The following is a 21605-nucleotide window of genomic DNA, read 5'->3' as shown; positions in this document are numbered from 1 at the left end:
GTAGCGTCGCCGCATGGAGCCGTTCACGGTCGACCTCGCCGACGATGTGCTCGTCGACCTGCGCCATCGCATCGCCCGGCGCCGCCTGCCGCCGTCGACGCCGGGGGCCCCGTGGTCGGCCGGCACCGATACGGCCGAACTCGAGCGACTGCTCGCTTACTGGGGCGGTGCGTTCGACTGGCGCTCGATCGAGCGACGGCTGAACGCGGTGCCGCAGTTCACCGCCGACGTCGGCGGAGGTCGCGTGCACTTCGCCTGGATTCGTGCGGAGCGGCGCGATCCCGCGCCGGTGCCGATCATCCTCACCCACGGCTGGCCGTACACCTTCGCCGAGATGCTGCCGATCGCGGCGTACCTCGTCGATCCGGCGCGTCACGGCGGCAGGCCCGATGACACCTTCGACGTGGTCATCCCGTCATTGCCCGGTTTCGGGTTCTCCGAGGCGCCGGGTGAAGCGCACTTCGTCGCGAACGAGATCGCCGAGCGGTGGCATGCGCTCATGCACGACGTGCTCGGCTACGAGCGATACGCGAGCTACGGCGAAGACGTCGGCACCTGGATCAGCGACTGGACGGCGGCGCTGCACCCCGAGTCGGTGCTCGGCCTCTTCGCGACCCATGCCGCGTTCCCCTCGGCCGAACGGCGCGACGACCTCACCGACGAGGAGATCGGGTTCCGCGCTGAGCTCGACGCGAAGTGGCTCGGCGAGTCGGCCTACAGCGAGCTGCAGTCGACGAAGCCCGACACGCTCGCCGCGGCGCTGAACGATTCGCCGGCGGGCCTCGCCGCGTGGCTGGTCGAGAAGTTCCGCACATGGAGCGGCGGCGACGAGGCGTACCGGGCGGCGTGGAGCGACGACGACGTGCTCACGACGGTCACGCTCTACTGGGCGACGCAGAGCATCGGCACCTCGTTCCGCGCGTACTTCGACGACCGTTTCGACACCGCGCCGATGCCGCTCGTCGAGGTGCCGGTGGGTGTGGCCGTGCAGTACGGCGAACGCGGGTTCCCGCAGAGCTGGGCCGCACGCACGTACCGGGACATCCGCGCCTGGCAGCAGCTGCCGAGCGGCGGGCACTTCACGGTCAAGCAGTCTCCCGAGCTCGTCGCCACTGCTATGCGGGAGTTCTTCCGGCCGCTCCGCGAGTGAGCCCGGTCGTCGCGCTGCGAGCGAGGGCGGTCGCCCGAGGGCTCAGCCCCAGCTCGGCAGCCAGAAGTGCAGCTGCCGGAACGTCGGCGTGACGGGCATGCCCGACCAGATCGGGAAGAAGAACGCCGAGACGGCCAGCACGAAGGCGAGGAAGATGACGACGACGGCGATGCCGCGTTCGCGTCGCCAATGCGGGTCGTCGCGGCGCCCGAGCACGAGCCCGATCACGAAGACGAGCGCGAGCAGCATGTACGGTTCGAACGCGATCGAGTAGAACTGGAAGACCGTGCGGTTCAGGTAGCCGAGCCAGGGCAGGTAGCCCGCCGCGAGCCCCACGAGGATCAGCCCGACCTGCCACTCGCGATACCGCACCAGCCGGTAGACCAGATAGAAGCTCGCCGCCGCTGCGGCCCACCAGATGAGCGGATTGCCGATCTCGATGATCGACGACCAGCAGGTGTCGGCGCCGCAACCGGCCGAACCGTCTTCGCTCGAGGAGTAGTACATGTTCGTCGGGCGGATCATGAAGAGCCACGTGAGCGGATTCGACTGCCACGGATGGGGGCTGTGCACGCCGACGTGGTAGCCGTAGGCCGCCTCGTGGTAGTGCCAGAGGCTCTGCAGCGCCAGTGGAACCCACGAGAACGTCCCGGTCGCGGCGTTGCCCGCCTCTTCGGCCCAGTGCCGGTAGTACCCGCCGTCGGTCACGAGCCATCCCGTCCAGGAGGCGAGGTAGACGACCGCGGCGACGGGCACGAGGAGGAGGAAGGTGACCGGGCCCTGCTTCAGGATCGACGCCGACAGCCAGAACGGCACCCCGGCGCGGCGGCGGGCGACGGCGTCGACGACGACGAGGTAGATGCCGAACGCGGCGAGGAACCAGAGCCCCGACCACTTCACCGCGGTCGCCGCGCCGAAGGCGACGCCTGCGGCGACCACCCACGGTCGGGCCCAGAGCGCCGGCCCGTAATGCGGTTCGAGTCCCCAGTCGCGAGCCGTCTCCAACCGCTCCTCGAGCAGGCGGGCCGACCGAGCCCGGTCGAGCAGCACGAACCAGAAGCCGAGCAGGGCGAAGAACATCACCCAGTTGTCGAGCAGCGCGACGCGCGACATCACGATCGCGTTGCCGTCGACCGCGAACAGCAGGCCGGCGATGACCGCGAGGATCGTCGAGGCGAAGAGGCGGCGGGCGATGACCGTGATCAGGAAGACGGCGATCGTGCCCGCGAGCGCGGTCGAGGCGCGCCACCAGAAGGCGTCGCCGGCGCCGAACGCGGCCATGCCGAGCGAGATCATCCACTTGCCGAGCGGCGGGTGCACGACGTACGAGGCCGCGTCGTTGAAGATGTCGGTGTCGCCGGCCGCGAAGTCGGCATCGGCGTCCTTCGGCCAGGTCGACTCGTAACCGTTGTGGAGGAGGGTCCACGCATCCTTCACGTAGTAGGTCTCGTCGAAGACGATCGCCTGCGGGTGACCGAGGTTCCAGAACCGCAGCACTGCGGCGATGAGCGCGACGAGGATCGGGCCGCCCCAGTACCAGAGCGTCCGGCGGCGCGACGTCGACAGCACCCGGGCCCACCAGTCGTCGAGCCGGGTGCCCCGGCGCTCCTCCACCGGATCCGGCTCCACTCCCATGCGCCCAACCCTAAACGAGTCCGGCTGACCCGCGAGTGTCATGCTTGAGACCATGATCATCCTCGCGGCGACGCCCATCGGCAATCTCGGCGACGCTTCCGCCCGGCTTCGCGACGCCCTCGAGTCGGCGACCGTCATCGCCTCGGAGGACACCCGGGTGACGCAGCGACTCCTCGCCGGCCTCGGCATCGAGAACCGTCCGAAGCTCATCGCCCTGCACGAGCACAACGAGCGGCAGAAGGCGGCCGAGCTCGTCGAGCTCGCCCGCGACACCGACCTGCTCGTGCTCAGCGACGCCGGCATGCCGACCGTGTCCGACCCCGGATTCCCGCTCGTGGCGGCGGCGGCCGATGCGGGTGTCGAGGTCACCGCCCTGCCCGGACCATCCGCCGTGATCACCGCGCTCGCCGTCTCAGGGCTGCCGACCGACCGGTTCGCCTTCGAGGGGTTCCTGCCGCGCAAGGCTGGGGAGCGCAGCCGTCGCCTCGCCGAGCTCGCCGGCGACCGTCGCACCCTGTTGTTCTTCGAGGGGCCGTCACGGCTCGCCGCGAGCCTCGCCGCGCTCGCCGAGGCGTTCGGCGCCGACCGGCCGGCGGCTGTCTGCCGCGAGCTCACCAAGATGTACGAGGAGGTGCGCCGCGGCCCGCTCGGCGAGCTCGCGACGTGGGCCGAGGGCGGGGTGCGCGGCGAGATCGTGATCGTCGTCGGCGGCGCCGGTGAGCATGAGGCCAACCCCGAGAACGCGCTCGCGCGGGTGCTCGAGCTCGCGGCATCCGGCACCCGGTTGAAGGATGCCGCCGCCCTCGTCGCCGCGGAGAGCGGGCTGAGCACGCGCGACCTGTACGAGGCGGCGCTGCAGGCGCGCAAGCGAGTCTGACGCGGCGCGCAAGCGACGCTGACTCGGGCCGCGCGCCGGACCGCTTACTGGGGGCCGGTGCCCCGTGTCCAGCCCTGTCGGAATCCTCCCGGCAGGCGGAGAATGGCACTATCCGTAGAGCGGTGGAGGTGCGAGATGACTCACGATCCGACCCACGACCTGGCTCACGTCGTCCGGTTCTCCGAGCACGGCGGACCCGAGGTGCTCGAGGTCGTCGAAGAGCCGATGCCGGTGCCCGGAGAGGGCGAGGTGCTCGTCGCGGTGTTCGCGACCGGGCTGAACCCCGTCGAGAGCGCGATCCGGCGCGGCGACCATCCCGAGCGCTGGCCCGTGAGCTTCCCCTCGCTGCAGGGCCGAGATCTCGCGGGGGTCGTCGCCGCGACCGGCCCCGGTGTCTCGTCGTTCTCGCACGGCGACGAGGTCATGGGGTTCGTCGATCGTGGCGCACATGCGACCCATGTGCTCGTGCCCGAGGCGCAGCTGCTGACGAAGCCGCCCGAACTCACCTGGGAGGTGGCGGGCTCGCTCTACGTCGCGGGCACGACCGCATGGACGGCTGTCGAGGGGCTCGCGCTGACGCCCTCCGACACGGTCGTCATCACGGCGGCAGCGGGCGGGGTCGGATGCCTCGCCGCCCAGTTCGCCCGCATGCGGGGAGCCACCGTGATCGGCACGAGCATCGAGACGCGGTTCGACTTCCTGCGGCAGTTCGGCGTGCTGCCCGTCGAGTACGGGCCCGACCTCGCCGAGCGGGTGCGGCCGGTCGCCCCTGGACCCATCACCGGCTTCCTCGACTTCCTCGGCGGGGAGACCGATGCGGCGATCGCGCTGGGAGTGCCGCGATCGCGGATCCTCACGGTGCTCGACTGGGACGCCGTGCAGGAGGAGGAGGCGGTCAAGCTCTACGCCGGCGACGTCGTGGCGCTCGGCCGCGTCGCCGCGCTCGTGGCAGCGCGGCGGGCGCGACTGCCGATCGCCGACGTGTTCCCGCTCGAGTCGGTCGCCGACGCCTATCGGGCACTCGACCGGCGCGAGGCGCCCGGCAAGATCGTGCTCGGCATGCGCATCGTCGACTACCCGGGGCAGCGGGTGCACGAGCCCGCGATCAAGGAGCAGGACGTGACGCTCGGCGTATCGACCCCGCACCAGCACATGGAGGTGGAGGAGGCGGTGCCTCCCGCCATCCTCGACGGGAGCGTTCGCCGCCGCCGGCGTAACCGGGACTCCGGGACATCCGCTCGCCCGTAGGATTGGGGAATGGCCGACGGCTCCTCGTTCTATATCACCACGCCCATTTTCTACGTGAATGACGTGCCCCACATCGGGCACGCCTACACGGAGGTCGCTGCCGACGTGCTCGCGCGCTGGCACCGCCAGGCGGGCGACGACACCTGGATGCTCACGGGCACCGACGAGCACGGCCAGAAGATCCTGCGCACCGCGACCGCCAACGGCGTGACGCCCAAGGAGTGGGCCGACAAGCTCGTCGCCGAGGCGTGGGTCCCGCTGCTCGAGACGGTCGGCATCGCCAACGACGACTTCATCCGCACCACTGAGGAGCGGCACGAGCGGAACGTGCAGAAGTTCCTGCAGAAGCTCTACGACGACGGCCACATCTACACCGGCGAGTACGAGGGTTATTACTGCGTCGGCTGTGAGGAGTACAAGCAGTCGTCCGACCTCGTTGCGGGCACGGGGGAGTACGAGGGCCAGCAGGTCTGCGCGATCCACTCGAAGCCGGTCGAGCTGCTGCACGAGAAGAACTACTTCTTCCGCATGTCGGCCTTCGCCGACAAGCTGCTCGCGCTCTACGAGGAGCGCCCCGACTTCGTGCAGCCCGAGTCCGCGCGCAACGAGGCCGTCTCGTTCGTGAAGTCGGGCCTCGCCGACCTCTCGATCTCGCGGTCGACGTTCGACTGGGGCGTGAAGGTCCCGTGGGACGAGTCGCACGTGGTCTACGTGTGGTTCGACGCGCTGCTGAACTACATCACCGCGGTCGGCTACGGGCAGGACGACGAGGAGTTCGCACGTCGTTGGCCCGCCCAGCACGTGATCGGAAAGGATATCCTGCGCTTCCACGCCGTGATCTGGCCGGCCATGCTCATGGCCGCCGGGCTCGAGGTGCCGAAGGGCGTGTTCGGCCACGGCTGGCTGCTCGTGGGCGGCGAGAAGATGTCGAAGTCGAAGCTCACGGGCATCGCCCCCGAGCAGATCACCGAGACCTTCGGCTCCGACGCGTTCCGCTACTACTTCCTTCGCGCGATCGCGTTCGGTCAAGACGGCTCGTTCTCGTGGGAGGACCTCGCGGCGCGCTACCAGGCCGAGCTCGCGAACGGCTTCGGCAACCTCGCCTCGCGCGTCGTGGCCATGATCAACCGCTACTGCGACGGCGCTGTGCCCACCGCGGGCACGCTGACGGCGGCCGACATCGAGATCGCGGCCATCGAGCGCCGGGCGACGGATGCCTCTTGGGAGGCCATCGACCGCCTCGCGATCCACGAGGCCATCGGCGCCGCGTGGGAGCTCGTCGACGCCCTCAACGGCTACCTCACGATCGAGGAGCCGTGGAGCCTCGCGAAGGACCCGGAGCAGCGCGATCGGCTCGAGACGGTGCTCGCCACGGCGTACCACGGCCTCGGCACGCTCGCCGTGCTGCTCTCGCCGGTGCTGCCGGTCGCCACGGCGAAGCTCTGGACCGCGCTCGGCGCGCCCGGCACCGTGCAGGAGCAGCGCATCGACCGCGCCCATGAGTGGACGACCGGCACGCAGGTCACGCCGCTCGAGGGGCTCTTCCCGCGCGTCGAGGTGGCCGAATGATGCAGCTCGGAGCAGCAGCGGCGTGAGCGACCCCTCGCCCGCACACCTCCGCACCCGCTCCGACGGCGGCCGCGCCGCCGAGTACCCGCCAGCGCCCGAGCCGCTGCCCGTTGCCGTCTACGACAACCACACGCACCTCGAGATCGCCGACGGCGCGCTGCCGCTCGACGTGCACGAGCACCTCGAGCGGGCGGCATCCGTCGGCATCGCCGGGGCCGTGCAGGTCGGCACGGATGTCGCGACGTCGCGCTGGTCGGCCGAGGTCGCCGCGCTCGAGCCGCGACTCCTCGCCGCGATCGCGCTGCACCCGAACGAGGCGCCCGAGCTCGAGGCATCCGGAACCCTCGACGAGGCCCTCTCCGTGATCGACGAGCTCGCCGCCCGCCCGCGGGTGCGCGCGATCGGCGAGACCGGGCTCGACTTCTTCCGCACCGGCGAAGACGGGCGCGGCGCGCAGTTCCGCTCCTTCGAGGCTCACATCGACATCGCGAAGCGGCACGGGCTCGCCCTGCAGATCCACGATCGCGATGCCCACGACGACGTCGTGTCGACGCTGCGCCGGGTCGGCGCGCCCGACCGCACGGTGTTCCACTGCTTCTCGGGTGGGGAGGACCTCGCCCGGGTCGCCGCCGACGAGGGCTGGTACCTCTCGTTCGCCGGCAACGTGACGTTCAAGAACGCCGAGAACCTCCGCGAGGCGCTGCGGGTCGCGCCGCGCGACCGCATCCTCGTCGAGACGGATGCCCCGTACCTCACGCCCGTGCCGCTCCGCGGCCGCCCGAACGCGCCGTACCTCGTGCCGCACACGGTGCGATTCATGGCCGAGGTGCTGGGCGCCGACCTCGGCGAGTTCTGCGAACAGCTCGCGGCGAACACCGTGGCGGTGTACGGCTCGTGGCAGGATGAGCCCGTGACGGGGGCGAGAGCGTGAACGCGCATCGGCATGCGGCCGAAGGCGCCGAGACGGCGCCGCGCCTGCTCGGGCCGGCCGAGATCCGCGATCTGGCCGAACTCCTCGACGTCACGCCGACGAAGAAGCTCGGCCAGAACTTCGTGCACGACGCGAACACCGTACGCCGTATCGTGCAGACCGCGGGCGTGCAGTCGGGCGAGACGGTGCTCGAGATCGGGCCCGGCCTCGGCTCGCTGACCCTCGGGCTGCTCGAGGCCGGGGCATCCGTCATCGCCGTCGAGATCGACAAGCGCCTCGCCGCCCAGCTGCCGCACACCGCGGGCATCATGCAACCCGGCACCTCGCTCACGGTCGTCACCGAAGACGCGCTGCGCGTCACCGAACTGCCCGGCGAGCCGGTGCGGCTCGTCGCGAACCTGCCGTACAACATCTCGGTGCCGGTGCTGCTGCACCTGCTCGAGCACTTCGACTCGCTGCAGTCGGGCATCGTGATGGTGCAGGCCGAGGTCGGCTACCGGCTCGCCGCCGAGCCCGGCTCGAAGGTCTACGGCGCCCCGAGCGTCAAGGCCGCCTGGTACGGCGACTGGCGCACCGCCGGCCAGGTCTCGCGCATGGTCTTCTGGCCGGTGCCGAACGTCGACTCCGTGCTCGTCGGCTTCGAACGGGCGGATCCTCCCGGCACCGAGGCCGAGCGCATCGCCACGTTCGCCCTCGTCGACGCCGCGTTCCAGCAGCGACGCAAGATGCTGCGCCAGTCGCTCTCGACGGTGCTCGGCGGCGGGTCGGCGCAGGCGTCGGCCGTGCTCGAGGCCGCGGGCGTCGACCCGCAGCAACGCGGCGAGCAACTCACCGTCGCCGACTTCCTCCGCATCGCCCGCGCGGCCTGATCACGCGCTAGCGTGGGTGCCGTGGGGAAGCAGGACACGGGGATGCCGGCCGACGGCGACCGAGGTGTCGGCGGCAACGCCGACGGCATCGGCGACGACGCGGTGCTCGGCGCGACCGGAAGGCCCCGCGAGGAGTGGTTCGCGCTGCTCGACGAGGCCGGCGCCACGGGGTGGAAGCACCAGGCGATCGCGAACCGGCTCGTGACCGAGCACGGGGTCGACCCGTGGTGGGCGCAGGCCGTCACCGTCGGGTACGAGCAGGCACGCGGCATCCGGCTGCCCGGCCAACGCCAGGACGGCACGTTCGAGGTGAGCGTCACGCGCACCGTCGCGGGCGACGTGGAGCCGGCGCTGCGTGCACTCGCCGCGGTCGTCACCGCACAGACCGGTGCCCGGCCGCTGGCCCTGAACCTCGCGGCGAAGTACCCGACCGCTCGCTTCCCGCTCGACGGCGGCGAGTTCCTGCTCGCTTCGGCGTCGGCCCGCGGTGCTGGCAAGACCTCGATCGGTCTGGTGCGCGGGCGCATGGCCCGCGGCGACGACCTCGCGGGTGCCAAGCAGACGCTTCGCAGCTGGCTGGCCGCAGTGACCGTCGACTCGGTCGGTTAGCGTGGAGCCATGACGATCGCGGCGACCGACGAGGCAGTGCACGTTCGGGCACCCGGCAAGATCAATCTCTTCATGCGAGTCGGCGGCGTGCAATCCGACGGCTATCACGACGTCGCCACGGCGTATCAGGCGGTCTCGCTCTACGAGGACGTGCGGGCCTGGCCCGCCGACGAGTTCAGCGTGGCGTTCAGCGGCAGCATCGACACCTCCGGGCTGCCGACCGATCGCTCGAACCTCGCGATCAAGGCCGCGAAGCTGCTCGCGCGCACCGCGGGCGTGCCGGGCGGCGTGCACCTCGAGATCGACAAGCACGTGCCGATCGCGGGCGGCATGGGCGGCGGCTCGGCCGATGCCGCGGCGACGCTCGTCGCGTGCGACGCCCTGTGGGGCACGGCCCTCGCGAAGGAGGAGCTGCACGCCATCGCCGCCAAGCTCGGCGCCGACGTGCCCTTCGCCCTCTCGGGTGGCACGGCGATCGGCACGGGTCGCGGCGACCAGCTCAGCCCGGCGCTGGCGACCGGGTCGTTCCACTGGGTGCTCGCGGTCGCCGAGTTCGGGCTGTCGACCCCCGCCGTCTACCAGGAGCTCGACCGCCAGCGCGCGTCGCGGCTCGGACTCGTCACTGACGAAGCCCCGGTCGTCGATGCGGCCGTGCTGCAGGCGCTCCGGGCCGGCGATGCCCATCGACTCGCGGGGTCGCTGCACAACGACCTCGAGGCGGCGGCGCTCAGCCTCGCCCCCGGGCTCGGAGGCATCCTCGAACTCGGGGCGGCGCACGGCGCGCTCGCCGGGCTCGTCTCGGGGTCGGGCCCGACGGTCGCGTTCCTCGTCGACGGCACCGACTCGGCGCTCGAACTGCAGGTGGCGCTCTCAGCCGCGCGCCTGCACGCCGTGCACGTGCACGGGGCGGTGCACGGGGCGCGCATCGTCTCGGGCTGAGCAACTGCAAGTAGGCTCGGAGGGACATGGCACACCTTCTCGGCGCCGAGCGCCTGCACCTCGAATTCCCGACGCGCGTCGTCTTCGACGAGGTCACCCTCGGCATCGACGAGGGCGACCGCATCGGCGTCGTCGGCCGCAACGGCGACGGCAAGTCCACGCTCCTGAAGCTCCTCGACGGCCGGCTCTCGGCCGACGGTGGTCGGGTCACACATCGCCGCGGCATCCGCATCGGCACGCTCGACCAGTCCGACGTCGTCGACCCGGGCAAGACGGTGGCCGAGTTCGTCGTCGGCGGCATCGAGGAGCACGTCTGGGCGGGCGACGCGAAAGTGCGCGACGTCATCGCCGGCCTCCTCGGCGACGTGCCGTGGCACGGTCAGATCGCGAGCCTCTCGGGCGGCCAGCGTCGCCGCGTCGGTCTTGCCGCACTCCTCGTCGGGGACTGGGACGTCGTCTTCCTCGACGAGCCCACGAACCACCTCGACGTCGAGGGCATCGCCTGGCTCGCCGGGCACCTCAAGCGCCGCTGGCCCGCCGATTCCGGCGCGCTCGTCGTCGTGACGCACGACCGGTGGTTCCTCGACGAGGTCTGCACCGCCACGTGGGAGGTGCACGACGGCATCGTCGAGCCCTTCGAGGGCGGCTACGCGGCCTACGTGCTGCAGCGCGTCGAGCGCGACCGCTCCGCCGCGGCATCCGAGGCGAAGCGCCAGAACCTCATGCGCAAGGAGCTCGCGTGGCTGCGCCGCGGAGCCCCCGCACGCACGTCGAAGCCCAAGTTCCGCATCGACGCGGCGAACGAGCTCATCGCGAACGAGCCGCCCATCCGCAACAAGGTCGAGCTCGACCGGCTCGCGGTCTCGCGCCTCGGCAAGGACGTCGTCGACCTCATCGACGTGTCGGTGCAGTTCCCGATGGTCGACCCGGTGACGGGCGAGCCGGCGACGCGCACGGTGCTGCACGACGTCGAGTGGCGCATCGCGCCCGGCGAGCGCACGGGCATCCTCGGCGTCAACGGCGCGGGCAAGTCGACGTTGCTCGGGCTCGTGACGGGCGCCGTCGAGCCGACGAGCGGGCGTGTCAAGCGCGGCAAGACGGTGCGCATCGCGACCCTCAGCCAAGAGTTGAACGAGCTCACCGAGTGGGCCGACTCGCGGGTCTCCGCGGTCGTCGCCGAGCAGCGATCGAGCTACCAGGTCGGCGACAAGGAGATGACGCCCGGGCAACTGCTCGAGCGGCTCGGCTTCACGACGGCGCAGCTGTCGACGCCGGTCAAGAACCTGTCGGGCGGGCAGAAGCGGCGCCTCCAGCTCCTGCTCATCCTGTTGCAGGAGCCGAACGTGCTCATCCTCGACGAGCCGACCAACGACCTCGACACCGACATGCTCGCCGCCATCGAGGACCTGCTCGACTCGTGGCCCGGCACGCTGCTCGTCGTCTCGCACGACCGATACCTGATCGAGCGCGTCACCGATCGCCAGTTCGCGATCCTCGACGGTCACCTGCGCGACCTGCCGCGGGGCGTCGAGCAGTACCTCGAGCTGCGCAGGGCATCGGATGCCGCGGCCACCGCGTCTCCGGGCGCGTCGACGACGCCGCAGCCTGCAGCCGCGACGGCGGCGTCCGCGGGAACGGTGAGCTCGCTCGCGGGCGCCGACAAGCGCAACGCCGAGAAGGAGCTCGCCTCGATCGACCGCAAGCTCGAGAAGTTGGCGGCCCAGATCGCGGCGCAGCACGAGAAGCTCGCGGTGCACGACCAGGGCGACTACGTCGGACTGGGGGCGCTCGGCGACACGCTGCGCGAGCTCGAGGCATCCGTCGCCGACCTCGAAACCCGCTGGCTCGAAGTTTCCGAGTCGCTGGAGGCATAGCGTCGCAGATGCTGTGACGCACTGTGACCCTGGCGTGGAGAGGGCAAAGAATCTTCGCTTAGCGTTGTTCGTGCACCCGCGATCGCGGCATCGAAGCCCCCACCGTCAACCACGTGTGGCGGAGCCATGCCTGCTCCACGCCAACAGCACCCCGATCGCGTGCACCACAGCGAAAGGGAACCACCATGTCACGTCAGCACCAGTCACGTCAGACGAAGCTCATCGCCGCGCTCGCCGCAGTGCCGCTCGTCTTCGGCCTCGCCTCATGCGCCGCTCCGGCCGCGGGTGAGGGCGACGCCGCGAACGAGGTCATCACGATCGGCGTCGTCGGCAAGGCCGACCCGCAGTGGGCCGCCTTCGAGGAGGCCGCAGCCGACGCGGGCATCGAGATCGAGCTCGTCGACTTCTCGGACTACGCCCAGCCGAACCCGGCGACCACCGAGGGCGAGCTCGACCTGAACCAGTTCCAGCACATCGTCTACCTCGCCGACTACAACGTGGCGTCCGGTGAGGACCTCGCGCCCATCGGCTCGACCGCGATCTACCCGCTCGGGCTCTACTCGACGAAGTACGACTCGGTCAAGGACATCCCGAAGGGCGAGACGGTCGCCGTGCCGAACGACGCCTCGAACCAGGCGCGGGCGCTGCTCGTGCTGCAGTCGGCCGGCCTCATCGAACTGAAGAGCGGCGGCACGATCTTCTCCGACCTCGCCGACGTCGACGAGTCGGCGTCGAAGGTCAAGGTCACCGCGCTCGAGGCCTCGCTCACGCCGACGTCGCTGCCCGACGTGGCCGCAGCCGTCATCAACAACGACTACGTCGCCGACGCCGGTCTCAGCTTCGACGACGCGATCGCCCAGGACGACCCGACCGACCCGAACGCGCTGCCGTACGTCAACATCTTCGCGACCCGAGCCGAAGACGCGGACAACGAGACCTACCTGAAGCTCGTCGAGATCTTCCAGACCGACCCCGAGGTGCAGGCCGGCCTCCTCGAGGCGTCCGGCGGCACCGGCGTCTCGGTGCAGACCCCCGTCGCCGACCTCGAGAAGTCGCTCGCCAAGGTCGAGGCCGACACCGAGGCAGCCAAGGGCTGATCCGCCGAGTTCCGACCGGAGCGATCCGGATCGACTCAGGCGATCGACCACTCGCCGACGGGCGGCGGGCACCGAGACCCGGTGCCCGCCGCCCGGTTCGGCGTTGAAGGAGAACACCATGGCGCTCGTCGCCCTGCGCAACGTCACCAAGACGTACCCGGCACCGGAGAAGGGGGCCCCGCCCGTCGTCGCGATCGACGGCGTGAGCCTCGAGATCGAACCCGGTGACGTGTACGGAATCATCGGCTACTCGGGTGCCGGCAAGTCCACGCTCGTGCGGCTCGTGAACGCGCTCGAACCCGCGACGTCGGGCTCGATCGAGGTCGACGGCCGCGAGATCACGACCATGCCGGAGCGAGAGCTCCGCGGCATCCGGCTCGGTATCGGCATGATCTTCCAGCAGTTCAACCTCTTCAACTCGAAGACCGTCCGGGCGAACATCGCGTACCCGCTGCAGGTCGCCGGGGCATCGAAGCGCGAGATCGCGGCGCGCGTCGACGAACTGCTCGAGTTCGTCGGGCTCACCGGCAAGGCGAGGAGCTATCCCGACCAGCTCTCGGGCGGGCAGAAGCAGCGCGTCGGCATCGCCCGCGCACTCGCGACCTCGCCGCGGCTCCTGCTCGCCGACGAGGCGACGAGCGCACTCGACCCCGAGACGACGCAGGAGGTGCTGGCGCTCCTGAAGCGCGTGAACCGCGAGTTCGGGGTGACCATCATCGTCATCACGCATGAGATGGACGTCATCCAGTCGATCGCGACGAAGGTCGCGGTCATGGACGGCGGCCGCGTGATCGAGCACGGCGACGTGTTCGACGTGTTCTCGAACCCGCAGAACCCGTCGTCGCAGCGCTTCGTCGGCACCGTCGTGAAGGGCATCCCCTCGCCCGCAGAGCTGGATGTGCTGCGCGAACGGCACGAGGGTCGCATCGTCACGATCTCGTTCCGCGACGGCGACGCCTCGCAGGCCGCGGTCTTCGTCGCGCTCGCGACCGCCGGCGTCGAGTTCGAGCTCGTCTACGGCGGTATCAACGACATCCAGGGCCGGGCGTTCGGTCACCTCACCCTCGCGATCAGGGGTGCGGATGCCGCGGTCGACGCGGTGCTCGCCGAGATATCCTCCCGCGTCGACGTGACGGAGGTGCCGTGATGGATCGCCTGTTCGAACTCGGCCCCGAATTCTGGGTCGCCGCGGCCGAGACGCTCTACATGGTCGCGGCCACGCTCATCATCGGCGGGTTCTTCGGGCTCCTGCTCGGCGTGGTGCTCTACGCGACGCGGCCCGGAAGCCTGCTGTCCAATCGCGCGGTGTTCAACATCGTGAACGTGGTCATCAACTTCTTCCGGCCGATCCCGTTCATCATCTTCCTCGCCGCGGTGCAGCCGCTCGCTCGCTACGTGATCGGCATCGGCATCGGCAACGACGCGCTCATCTTCTCGCTCTCCATCGCGTCGTCGTTCGCGATCTCGCGCATCGTCGAGCAGAACCTCGTCACGGTGTCGCCGGGCACCGTGGAGGCCGCGCGGGCGATGGGCGCCGGGCCGATCCGGATCCTCTGCACCGTCGTGATTCCCGAAGCGCTCGGGCCGCTGATCCTCGGCTACACCTTCATCCTCGTGGCGATCGTGGACATGACGGCGATGGCCGGCTTCATCGGCGGCGGCGGCCTCGGAAACTTCGCCCTCGTCTACGGCTACCGGCAGTTCCAGCCGGCGATCACCTGGGCGGCGCTGCTGCTCATCGTGATCTTCGTGCAGAGCCTGCAGTTCCTCGGAAACTGGCTCGCCCGCAAGGTCATGCGACGCTAGTCGCGCCGTTCAGTCGAATCCGAGGCTGAGCTTGCGCAGCAGCCCGGCGAGCCGTTTCTGCTCCGCGGCCGGGAGGCTCCGCAACAGCTCGGCCTCGGCGTCGACGAGTCGCGTGATCGCTGCGTCGACCCGGGTGAGGCCGGCGCCGCTCATCTCGACGAGGATGCCGCGGCCGTCGTTGGGGTCGGTCTGGCGCGTCACGAGGCCGCGCTCGACGAGCCGGTCGATGCGGTTGGTCATGGTGCCGCTGGAGACGAGCGTCTGCTGGAGCAGTTGCTTGGGGGAGAGCCGGTATGGCGCGCCCGCACGGCGGAGGGCCGAGAGCACGTCGAACTCCGACGACTCCAACTCCGATCGGGCGAAGGCCTGCCGCCGCGCACGATCGAGGTGCTTCGCAAGGCGCGCGACGCGCGAGAGCACCTGCAGGGGGGCGAAATCGAGGTCGGGGCGCTCGCGCTCCCAGTCGTCGACGATCCGGTCGACCTCGTCAGCATCGGTCATCCCGTCATTATCCCGCGCGCGGACGGGGCGGGACCGCAGATGTCGACGGATGCCGCGGGGTACCGGCCGCTCATTGCCGACGGCCGGGGCATGGCAGACTGGTTGTCGCGCACGGGCTCGGCCCCGAGCGATCCGCCATAGTGTAACGGCAGCACGGCAGCCTTTGGAGCTGTTCGGTCCAGGTTCGAATCCTGGTGGCGGAGCCGGAACGGCCGCCCGAACGATCCCACGACTGCACCGATAGGAATACGCGCGAATGACCGACCAGAACCTCGCCATCATCGTCCTCGCCGCAGGCCAGGGCACGCGCATGAAGTCCGCCGTGCCCAAGCTGCTGCACCCGCTGGCCGGTGCGCCGATCGTCGCGCACGTGCTGGCCACCGCGCGTGCCCTCGAGGCCGTGCACATCGTCGCCGTCGTGCGCCACGAGCGCGACCTCGTCGCCACGGTGGTCGAGCGCGAGCTGCCGGGCACGATCATCGTCGATCAAGACGAGATCCCGGGCACCGGCCGCGCGGTCGAGCAGGCGATCGCCGCGCTTCCCGCCGACTTCGCGGGCGAGGTGCTCGTGCTGAACGGCGACGTGCCGCTCCTGAACGCCGACACCCTCGCCGCCTTCCTCGAGCAGCACCGGGCGGATGCCGCCGAGGCATCCGTGCTCTCGGCCGTCTACGACGACCCCACCGGCTACGGCCGCGTCGTGCGCGACGCCGCCGGGCTCTTCGACCGCATCGTCGAGCAGAAGGACGCGAGCGACGACGAGCGCGCCATCGCCGAGATCAACGCGGGCATCTACGCGTTCGGTGCGGCCGCGCTCCGCGACCAGCTCGCGAACCTCACGACCGACAACGCGCAGGGCGAGAAGTATCTCACCGACGTGATCGGCCTGCTGCGCGCCGCCGGCTCCGAGGTCGAGGCCGTTCCGGTGTCCGAGCCGTGGCTCGTCGCCGGCATCAACGACCGCGCGCAGCTCTCCGAGACCGCCGCCCGCCTGAACGCGCTCATCGTGCGCGGCTGGCAGCTCGCCGGCGTCACGATCGAAGACCCCACGACGACCTGGATCGACCTCGCCGTGCGCATCGAGCCCGACGTCACGATCCGCCCCGGCACGCAGCTGAAGGGGGCGACGCTCATCGCCACCGGCGCGATCGTCGGCCCCGACACCACGCTCGTCGACTGCGAGATCGGCGAGAACGCCGAGGTCAAGCGCACCGACGCCACCCTCGCGGTCGTCGGCGCGGGGGCCACCGTCGGGCCCTTCTCGTACCTGCGACCGGGCACGGTGCTCGGTGCCGACGGCAAGATCGGCGCCTTCGTCGAGACGAAGAACGCGAACATCGGCGAGGGCAGCAAGGTGCCCCACCTCAGCTACATCGGCGACACCACGATCGGCGAGCACTCGAACGTCGGCGCAGGGTCGATCACCGCGAACTACGACGGCGTGAACAAGCACCGCACCGAGATCGGCTCGCACGTGCGCACCGGCTCGCACGGCGTCTTCGTCGCGCCCGTTAGGATTGGTGACGGCGTCTACACGGGTGCCGGCACCGTCGTCCGCAAAGACGTCCCCGCCGGCGCACTCGCCGTGAACGTGGCGCCGCAACGCAATATCGAGGGATGGGTCCAGACGCATCGAGCCGGCTCCGCGGCTGCTGAGGCAGCCGCCGCCGCCGAGACGACGGGCCCCGCTGCCGACTGACGCACCGGCCGAGGCGGGTGGAGAGGACACACCGAGACATGTCGGGAATCGAGACCACCGGTTCGAAACGCCTCGTACTCGTGTCGGGGCGGGCGCACCCGTCGCTGGCCACCGAGATCGCCGCCGAGCTCGGCGCCGACCTCGTGCCGACCGATGCGCGCACCTTCGCCAACGGCGAGATCTACGCCCGCTACGACGAGAGCGTGCGCGGGTGCGACGCGTTCGTGATCCAGTCGCACACCTCGCCGATCAACGAGTGGCTCATGGAGCAGCTCATCATGATCGACGCGCTGAAGCGCGCCTCGGCCAAGCGCATCACGGTCGTCGCACCGTTCTACCCGTACGCGCGCCAAGACAAGAAGGGCCGCGGTCGCGAGCCCATCTCGGCCCGTCTCGTCGCCGACCTCTTCAAGGCCGCCGGTGCCGATCGCATCATGTCGATCGACCTGCACGCCGCGCAGATCCAGGGCTTCTTCGACGGCCCCGTCGACCACCTGTTCGCGATGCCCGTCCTGCTCGAGGAGTTCAAGAACTCCCTCGACCCCTCGACGCTCACCGTCGTCTCGCCCGACATGGGCCGCGTGCGCGTCGCCGACATCTGGAGCGACAAGCTCGGCGTGCCGCTCGCCATCATCCACAAGCGCCGCGACCCGCTCGTGCCGAACCAGGTCTCGGTGCACGAGATCATCGGCCCGGTCGAGGGCCGCGTGTGCCTGCTCGTCGACGACCTCATCGACACGGGCCGAACGATCGTGAAGGCCGCAGAGGCGCTGAAGGCGGCCGGCGCCACCGGTGTCGTCGTCGCCGCGACGCACGCCGTGTTCTCCGACCCGGCCACCGAGATCCTGCAGTCCGACTTCATCGACCGCGTCGTCGTCACCGACACCCTGCCGATCCCCGAGGCGAAGCGCTGGGATCGCCTTACAGTGCTGCCCATCGCGCCGCTCCTGGCCCGGGCGATCCACGAGGTGTTCGAAGACGGCTCGGTCACGAGCATGTTCGACGGTGCGGCGTAAGGCGCGATCGTGACCATCACGACACCTCGCCCCTGGCTCTCGAGCTACGCCGCGGGGGTGCCGACCGACCTCCCGGCCGAGACCGGCTCGCTCGCCGACCTCATCCGCACGTCGGTCGAGACCTACCCCGACAACGTCGCGCTCGAGTTCTTCGGCCGCACCACGAGCTACGGCGAGCTCGGCGAGCAGATCGAGCGCGCCGCCGAGGGCCTGCGGCTGCTCGGCGTGCAGAAGGGCGACCCGGTCGCCCTCGTGCTGCCGAACTGCCCCCAGCACATCGTCGCGTTCTACGCGGTGCTGCGGCTCGGTGCGATCGTGGTCGAGCACAACCCGCTCTACACCCCGCGTGAACTCCGGCACCAGTTCGAAGACCACGGCGCGCGCGTCGTCATCGCCTGGAACAACGTCGTCGAGACGATCCAGGCGTTCCCGTCGGATGTCGCGGTGCAGACGATCATCTCGGTCGACGTGACCCGTGCCATGCCCTTCACGATGCGTGCGATGCTGCGCCTGCCGATCGCGAAGGCCCGCGAGTCCCGCGCCGCCCTCACCACGGCCGTGCGCGGCACGACCTCGTGGGAGAAGATCGTCGGCGCCGAGCCGATCGACGCGCACATCATCGGCCCCGAGGTCTCCGACGTCGCCGTGATCCAGTACACGAGCGGCACGACCGGCAGCCCGAAGGGCGCGACACTCACGCACGGCAACCTCGGCGCGAACGCGGCGCAGGCGCGCGCGTGGGTGCCCGAGATCGAACGCGGCACCTCGGTCGTGTACGCGGTGCTGCCGATGTTCCACGCCTACGGGCTCACGCTCTGCCTGACCTTCGCGATGAGCATGGGCGCGCGCCTCGTGCTGTTCCCGAAGTTCGATCCCGATCTCGTGCTGAAGGTCGTGAAGCGGCATCCGCCGACGTTCCTGCCCGCCGTGCCGCCGATCTACGACCGGCTCACCAAGGCCGCGGTCGCCGAGGGCGTCTCGCTCGACGGCATCCGCATCGCGATCTCGGGCGCCATGCCGCTCTCGGCCGCCGTCGTCGAGCCCTGGGAGGCGGAGACCGGCGGGTACCTCGTCGAGGGCTACGGCCTCTCGGAGTGCTCGCCCGTGCTCATGGCGAACCCCGTCGCACCGAACCGCAAGGCCGGCACGGTCGGCCTGCCGCTGCCGTCGACCGAGGTGCGCGTCGTCGATCCCGAATCTCCCGGCACCGACGTGGCGACCGGCGCTGAGGGCGAACTCGTCGTGCGGGGCCCGCAGGTGTTCTCGGGCTACTGGATGAAGCCCGAGGAGACCGAGGCCGTCTTCGTGCCCGCAACCGACGGCGGCGCCGACTGGTACCGCACCGGCGACATCGTCTCGATCGACGACGAGGGCTTCGTGCGCATCGTCGACCGCATCAAGGAGCTCATCATCACGGGCGGCTTCAACGTCGCGCCGAGCGAGGTCGAGGAGGCGCTGCGCGCCCACGCCGACGTCGAGGAGGCCGCGGTCGTCGGCCTGCCCGACGAGCACTCGGGCGAGCAGGTCGTCGCCGTGGTCGTGCTGCGCGACGGTGCCACCCTCGACGAGGCGGCGCTGCGCGACTTCGTGCGCGACGGACTCACGCCGTACAAGGTGCCGAAGCGCATCGTGCAGGCCGATGAGCTCCCGAAGTCGCTCATCGGCAAGGTGCTGCGCCGCGAGGTGCGCAACGGCCTGCTGAACGGCTGAGCGGGCCGCCGTGTCGTTCCTCTCCGCCGAGACCGCCCGCGCGCTCGCCGAGCTCATGGGCCTCGACGCACTGCACGGCGACGTCTCCGACGACGAGACGGATGCCTCGCCGCTCGAGCGGCTCCGGGGCATCCGCTCGCTCGCCGCAGCCCTCGAGGCCGACCCGGCATCGCTCGAAGCGGTGCGCGAGGCGATCGGCGCCGGGCGCACGTGGGACGAGATCGCGGATGCCGCGGGCCTCAGCGCCTCGGCGGCGAAGTACCGCTGGGCGGGCGACGACGATGAGATCGAGGCACGGCACGAGGCGAGCCGCAAACGCAAGCGCGAGCGCCCGTCGAGCGTGCCGACCGAGCTGCCGGGTCTCTCGGTCTCCGAGGCCGCGGCGAAGCTCGGTGTGACGCCGCAGGCGATCTACCAGCGGGTCACGCGCGGTCTGCTCCGCGCCGAGACGGTCGAGCTCGCCGACGGCCGAAAGTACAAGCGGGTGTTCCTGCCCGAGGAGTGAGTCGGGCGAACCGCCGCGGGCGTCAGCCGATCGGCTCGAGGAATTCGAGCCGGTTGCCGTGGCAGTCCTCGCTGTAGAAGCGACGCATGCCCGGGAAGTCGTCGTCGAACCGCACGGGGTACCCCGCGCTGCGGAGTCTGCCCGCCCAGTCGTCGAGATCGGTGACGAGGAGCCCGGGATGCGCCTTCGTCGCCGGGCGGAAGTCGGGGTCGACGCCCAGGTGCAGCTCGATGCCGTGGCCACGGAACCAGCATCCGCCTCGACCGGCGAGCACCGCGGGTTTCTCGAGTTCGGTGAACCCGAGCACTCCGACGTAGAAGTCGCGGAGCGCGGCCTCGTGCCGGGGCGGACATGCGAGTTGGACGTGGTGCAGCATCCGGCCTCCAAAGTCTCTCGATATCAAGATACATCGGGTGACGGTGCCGGCGCCATCAGGGCGCGATCGCGGCGGTGTGCGCCCGGCCCTCAGGCGTCGCGTTCGTCGGGGTCGATCGGGCGCGGAGCCCCGGGCAGCAGCCCCAGCTCGGCGATGAGCGTCTCGGCGCCGTTCTCGCCGATCGCGAAGCACTGCCAGCCCGGTCCGCCGCGGGCGAAGAGGTCGAACGAGACGCGGGCGCCGGCGGCCTCCGTGTCGAACTGGGCGGCGTAGACCGCGCAGGAGCGCTGCGCGGCCGACTGGGCCGTGCCGAAGACCGAGAGCACGATGGGCAGCAGCATGGCGCAGAGGGCGACGAGCACCGTGATGCGGATGGCTCGCCGCCGCCGTTCGCCGAACACGGGGTCGCGCGAGTCATCGTCGTCGTCGCCGTGCAGCTCGGGATGCGGCTCGCTCACGCGGCACCCTCCGCGAAGATCGAGGCGATGCCGCCGGCGCTCGCGAGCAGCGTCGCCGCCGCGACGCCCACGAGCGCACCGCGCGGGGGAGTGATCACGAGCCGGTGCCCGGCGAGCTGGCGGCGTCGCACCGTGCCGATCGCGACGGCGGCACCGGATGCCGCGAACAGCAGCGCCCCGACGGCGACGAGCAGCGGCTGCCCGGTGACGAACCCCGCACGCATCGAGAGCAACGCGTTGACCGCGAGCGCGAGCGCCGTGCGACTCCACGCGAGCGCGGTGCGCTCGGGCTGGAGCCCGGGGTCGCCCGGTGCGGGAACGCTGTGCGCGGCCATGTCAGTCGTCCACAGCCATCAGGCCACGAGCAGCAGCACCACGAGCACGGCGCTCGTCAGGAGGCAGACTGCAGCGAGCGCGGGCAGCACCCAGCTGAACGGGAGCGGGCGGCCGTTCCGGATCGCGATCTCGTTGGCGCGCCACCGCGTGTACGACACGACGCTGAGCACGGCCGCGACGACACCGAGGCCCGTCGAGAGCACGGTCACGACGAGGCGCGGATCGAGCTCCGTCGCGAACTGGTGCAGCAGCACGCCGCCCGCGAGGAGCGCGAGCGCCGTGCGGATCCATGCGAGGAACGTGCGTTCGTTGGCGAGGGTGAACCGGTAGTCGGGTTCCTCGCCCTCGTCACGCCACTTCGGGTCGCGCATGCTCGCCGCCTGTTCCGTGCTCGGTGTCG

At 70.7% G+C, this 21605-nt stretch carries 22 protein-coding genes and 1 tRNA gene; 17 read left to right on the top strand and 6 right to left on the bottom strand.

Translation table 11 applies throughout. The features are described from left to right. The first annotated feature begins 13 nt into the window (after positions 1 to 13). Positions 14 to 1150 (top strand): epoxide hydrolase family protein, encoded by a 1137-nt coding sequence (locus JOE59_RS10930; protein WP_204460474.1) that lies wholly within the window; start codon positions 14 to 16, stop codon positions 1148 to 1150. A gap of 42 nt (positions 1151 to 1192) precedes the next feature. Here JOE59_RS10930 and JOE59_RS10925 read toward each other — a convergent pair whose 3' ends face one another. Beyond that, positions 1193 to 2785: a dolichyl-phosphate-mannose--protein mannosyltransferase gene (locus JOE59_RS10925; protein WP_204460473.1), complete on the bottom strand. Its 1593-nt coding sequence runs from the start codon at positions 2783 to 2785 to the stop codon at positions 1193 to 1195. A gap of 52 nt (positions 2786 to 2837) precedes the next feature. On the opposite strand from JOE59_RS10925, the gene rsmI reads away from it, so the two are divergent. The 11 genes from rsmI to JOE59_RS10870 all read left to right on the top strand — a co-directional run bounded on the left by rsmI (position 2838) and on the right by JOE59_RS10870 (position 14604). Beyond that, entirely contained in the window at positions 2838 to 3662 is an 825-nt protein-coding gene (rsmI, locus tag JOE59_RS10920; protein WP_204460470.1) for a 16S rRNA (cytidine(1402)-2'-O)-methyltransferase, read from the top strand. A gap of 135 nt (positions 3663 to 3797) precedes the next feature. After that, positions 3798 to 4910, top strand: a complete 1113-nt coding sequence (locus JOE59_RS10915; RefSeq protein ID WP_204460469.1) for an NADP-dependent oxidoreductase — start codon at positions 3798 to 3800, stop codon at positions 4908 to 4910. Positions 4911 to 4919: 9 nt separating this feature from the next. Continuing rightward, complete coding sequence (gene metG, locus JOE59_RS10910) at positions 4920 to 6479, top strand: methionine--tRNA ligase (RefSeq protein ID WP_204460467.1); 1560 nt, start codon at positions 4920 to 4922, stop codon at positions 6477 to 6479. A 22-nt stretch (positions 6480 to 6501) separates the two neighbouring features. After that, on the top strand, positions 6502 to 7410 hold the full coding sequence (locus JOE59_RS10905; RefSeq protein WP_307837035.1) for a TatD family hydrolase: 909 nt from the start codon (positions 6502 to 6504) through the stop codon (positions 7408 to 7410). Then, the gene (rsmA, locus tag JOE59_RS10900) at positions 7407 to 8279 is read left to right on the top strand and encodes a 16S rRNA (adenine(1518)-N(6)/adenine(1519)-N(6))-dimethyltransferase RsmA (RefSeq protein WP_204460465.1); all 873 of its coding nucleotides are present in this window, start codon (positions 7407 to 7409) and stop codon (positions 8277 to 8279) included. Before JOE59_RS10905 ends, rsmA begins: the two co-directional genes overlap by 4 nt. Before the next feature lie 21 nt (positions 8280 to 8300). Continuing rightward, positions 8301 to 8888, top strand: coding sequence for a DUF4287 domain-containing protein (locus JOE59_RS10895; protein ID WP_204460464.1), 588 nt, complete (start codon positions 8301 to 8303; stop codon positions 8886 to 8888). Positions 8889 to 8897: 9 nt separating this feature from the next. After that, positions 8898 to 9827: a 4-(cytidine 5'-diphospho)-2-C-methyl-D-erythritol kinase gene (locus JOE59_RS10890; RefSeq protein ID WP_204460462.1), complete on the top strand. Its 930-nt coding sequence runs from the start codon at positions 8898 to 8900 to the stop codon at positions 9825 to 9827. Positions 9828 to 9853: 26 nt separating this feature from the next. Beyond that, positions 9854 to 11701 (top strand): ABC-F family ATP-binding cassette domain-containing protein, encoded by a 1848-nt coding sequence (locus JOE59_RS10885; RefSeq protein ID WP_204460461.1) that lies wholly within the window; start codon positions 9854 to 9856, stop codon positions 11699 to 11701. A 185-nt stretch (positions 11702 to 11886) separates the two neighbouring features. Next, positions 11887 to 12798, top strand: coding sequence for a MetQ/NlpA family ABC transporter substrate-binding protein (locus JOE59_RS10880; RefSeq protein WP_204460460.1), 912 nt, complete (start codon positions 11887 to 11889; stop codon positions 12796 to 12798). 118 nt (positions 12799 to 12916) lie between these two features. Continuing rightward, complete coding sequence (locus JOE59_RS10875) at positions 12917 to 13945, top strand: methionine ABC transporter ATP-binding protein (protein ID WP_204460459.1); 1029 nt, start codon at positions 12917 to 12919, stop codon at positions 13943 to 13945. Next, the gene (locus JOE59_RS10870) at positions 13945 to 14604 is read left to right on the top strand and encodes a methionine ABC transporter permease (RefSeq protein ID WP_204460458.1); all 660 of its coding nucleotides are present in this window, start codon (positions 13945 to 13947) and stop codon (positions 14602 to 14604) included. The genes JOE59_RS10875 and JOE59_RS10870 overlap by 1 nt, the downstream gene beginning before the upstream one ends. Before the next feature lie 9 nt (positions 14605 to 14613). Here the strand turns inward: JOE59_RS10870 and JOE59_RS10865 are convergent, their stop codons facing one another. Then, positions 14614 to 15105: a MarR family winged helix-turn-helix transcriptional regulator gene (locus tag JOE59_RS10865; protein WP_179552485.1), complete on the bottom strand. Its 492-nt coding sequence runs from the start codon at positions 15103 to 15105 to the stop codon at positions 14614 to 14616. 131 nt (positions 15106 to 15236) lie between these two features. Here JOE59_RS10865 and JOE59_RS10860 point away from each other — a divergent pair. The 5 genes from JOE59_RS10860 (at position 15237) to JOE59_RS10840 (ending at position 20035) form a co-directional block, all read left to right on the top strand. Continuing rightward, positions 15237 to 15308: transfer RNA gene (locus JOE59_RS10860), tRNA-Gln, on the top strand. Positions 15309 to 15361: 53 nt separating this feature from the next. After that, positions 15362 to 16804: a bifunctional UDP-N-acetylglucosamine diphosphorylase/glucosamine-1-phosphate N-acetyltransferase GlmU gene (glmU, locus tag JOE59_RS10855; protein ID WP_204460457.1), complete on the top strand. Its 1443-nt coding sequence runs from the start codon at positions 15362 to 15364 to the stop codon at positions 16802 to 16804. A 38-nt stretch (positions 16805 to 16842) separates the two neighbouring features. Next, positions 16843 to 17820 (top strand): ribose-phosphate diphosphokinase, encoded by a 978-nt coding sequence (locus tag JOE59_RS10850; RefSeq protein WP_204460456.1) that lies wholly within the window; start codon positions 16843 to 16845, stop codon positions 17818 to 17820. A gap of 6 nt (positions 17821 to 17826) precedes the next feature. Further along, positions 17827 to 19530 (top strand): long-chain-fatty-acid--CoA ligase, encoded by a 1704-nt coding sequence (locus JOE59_RS10845; protein ID WP_374191137.1) that lies wholly within the window; start codon positions 17827 to 17829, stop codon positions 19528 to 19530. 10 nt (positions 19531 to 19540) lie between these two features. Then, a complete protein-coding gene (locus JOE59_RS10840) occupies positions 19541 to 20035 on the top strand; it encodes a hypothetical protein (RefSeq protein WP_204460454.1) in 495 nt (164 codons plus the stop codon). 22 nt (positions 20036 to 20057) lie between these two features. On the opposite strand, the gene JOE59_RS10835 is transcribed toward JOE59_RS10840, so the two are convergent. From JOE59_RS10835 to JOE59_RS10820, 4 genes are all read right to left on the bottom strand, one after another. Beyond that, a complete protein-coding gene (locus tag JOE59_RS10835) occupies positions 20058 to 20411 on the bottom strand; it encodes a VOC family protein (protein WP_204460453.1) in 354 nt (117 codons plus the stop codon). 89 nt (positions 20412 to 20500) lie between these two features. Beyond that, positions 20501 to 20869, bottom strand: coding sequence for a hypothetical protein (locus JOE59_RS10830; RefSeq protein ID WP_204460452.1), 369 nt, complete (start codon positions 20867 to 20869; stop codon positions 20501 to 20503). Next, entirely contained in the window at positions 20866 to 21204 is a 339-nt protein-coding gene (locus JOE59_RS10825; protein WP_204460451.1) for a DUF202 domain-containing protein, read from the bottom strand. Before JOE59_RS10825 ends, JOE59_RS10830 begins: the two co-directional genes overlap by 4 nt. 18 nt (positions 21205 to 21222) lie before the next feature. After that, entirely contained in the window at positions 21223 to 21576 is a 354-nt protein-coding gene (locus JOE59_RS10820) for a YidH family protein (RefSeq protein WP_204460449.1), read from the bottom strand. Positions 21577 to 21605 lie beyond the last annotated feature (29 nt).

Origin of the sequence: Agromyces cerinus, assembly GCF_016907835.1 — a bacterium.
In the GTDB taxonomy this organism is placed as follows: Bacteria; Actinomycetota; Actinomycetes; order Actinomycetales; family Microbacteriaceae; genus Agromyces; species Agromyces nitratus.
Note: the sequence above shows the minus strand (reverse complement) of the source record. Positions and strands in the feature narration are given on the sequence as shown.

What these genes read in the sequence shown, in the direction of transcription:
- JOE59_RS10930 (WP_204460474.1), top strand. Translation starts at nt 14, where the DNA reads ATGGAGCCGTTCACGGTCGACCTCGCCGACGATGTGCTCGTCGACCTG.
- JOE59_RS10925 (WP_204460473.1), bottom strand. Translation starts at nt 2,785, where the DNA reads ATGGGAGTGGAGCCGGATCCGGTGGAGGAGCGCCGGGGCACCCGGCTC.
- rsmI (WP_204460470.1), top strand. Translation starts at nt 2,838, where the DNA reads ATGATCATCCTCGCGGCGACGCCCATCGGCAATCTCGGCGACGCTTCC.
- JOE59_RS10915 (WP_204460469.1), top strand. Translation starts at nt 3,798, where the DNA reads ATGACTCACGATCCGACCCACGACCTGGCTCACGTCGTCCGGTTCTCC.
- metG (WP_204460467.1), top strand. Translation starts at nt 4,920, where the DNA reads ATGGCCGACGGCTCCTCGTTCTATATCACCACGCCCATTTTCTACGTG.
- JOE59_RS10890 (WP_204460462.1), top strand. Translation starts at nt 8,898, where the DNA reads ATGACGATCGCGGCGACCGACGAGGCAGTGCACGTTCGGGCACCCGGC.
- JOE59_RS10885 (WP_204460461.1), top strand. Translation starts at nt 9,854, where the DNA reads ATGGCACACCTTCTCGGCGCCGAGCGCCTGCACCTCGAATTCCCGACG.
- JOE59_RS10880 (WP_204460460.1), top strand. Translation starts at nt 11,887, where the DNA reads ATGTCACGTCAGCACCAGTCACGTCAGACGAAGCTCATCGCCGCGCTC.
- JOE59_RS10875 (WP_204460459.1), top strand. Translation starts at nt 12,917, where the DNA reads ATGGCGCTCGTCGCCCTGCGCAACGTCACCAAGACGTACCCGGCACCG.
- JOE59_RS10870 (WP_204460458.1), top strand. Translation starts at nt 13,945, where the DNA reads ATGGATCGCCTGTTCGAACTCGGCCCCGAATTCTGGGTCGCCGCGGCC.
- JOE59_RS10865 (WP_179552485.1), bottom strand. Translation starts at nt 15,105, where the DNA reads ATGACCGATGCTGACGAGGTCGACCGGATCGTCGACGACTGGGAGCGC.
- glmU (WP_204460457.1), top strand. Translation starts at nt 15,362, where the DNA reads ATGACCGACCAGAACCTCGCCATCATCGTCCTCGCCGCAGGCCAGGGC.
- JOE59_RS10850 (WP_204460456.1), top strand. Translation starts at nt 16,843, where the DNA reads ATGTCGGGAATCGAGACCACCGGTTCGAAACGCCTCGTACTCGTGTCG.
- JOE59_RS10835 (WP_204460453.1), bottom strand. Translation starts at nt 20,411, where the DNA reads ATGCTGCACCACGTCCAACTCGCATGTCCGCCCCGGCACGAGGCCGCG.
- JOE59_RS10825 (WP_204460451.1), bottom strand. Translation starts at nt 21,204, where the DNA reads ATGGCCGCGCACAGCGTTCCCGCACCGGGCGACCCCGGGCTCCAGCCC.
- JOE59_RS10820 (WP_204460449.1), bottom strand. Translation starts at nt 21,576, where the DNA reads ATGCGCGACCCGAAGTGGCGTGACGAGGGCGAGGAACCCGACTACCGG.